Here is a 509-nt window from a genome sequence, read left to right as displayed (position 1 = left end):
CACTTCTTCGAGATGGGCGGACACTCGCTGATGGCAGTGCAACTGGTGTCGCGCCTGCGGCAAGTGCTGGATGTCGAAGTTCCCCTGCGCGACCTGTTTGCGCAACCGACGCTGGCAGGCCTGGCCAGCGTCGTCAGCCAAGCGCGGCAAGTGAGCTTAAGCCGGATCGAACGCACCGCGCGCAACCAAGCCTTGCCGCTCTCGTGGGCCCAGCAACGGCTCTGGTTCCTCGACCAACTCGACCATGCCGCCGGCGCGGCCTACCACATGCCGGCCGCACTAAGCCTGCAAGGCCAGCTCGACTGTGCGGCGCTGCAAGCCACTCTGGACCGCATCGTCGCGCGTCACGAAGTCCTGCGCACCACGTTCGTGCAAAGCGCAGGCGCAGCCGAACAAAGGATCGCAGCGGCCGATTGCGGCTTCCACCTGGTAACACACGACCTGAGCCACTTGCACGGGCATGAACAAGCGTTCGCCGTCAGTCGCATCGGCGCGGACGAAGCCCGCCA

At 65.6% G+C, this 509-nt stretch carries 1 protein-coding gene; it reads left to right on the top strand.

Annotated elements, in window-relative coordinates; all coding sequences use genetic code 11:
- Positions 1-30: 30 nt before the first annotated feature.
- The coding region (locus KVP70_RS33185; RefSeq protein ID WP_217946703.1) for a condensation domain-containing protein at positions 31-509 on the top strand (479 nt) is incomplete at its 3' end.

The sequence above is a fragment of the Duganella violaceipulchra genome (assembly GCF_019166075.1).
GTDB lineage: Bacteria > Pseudomonadota > Gammaproteobacteria > Burkholderiales > Burkholderiaceae_D > Rugamonas > Rugamonas violaceipulchra.
The sequence above is the reverse complement of the archived record's forward strand: the minus strand, read 5'-3'. Positions and strand labels throughout refer to the sequence as shown.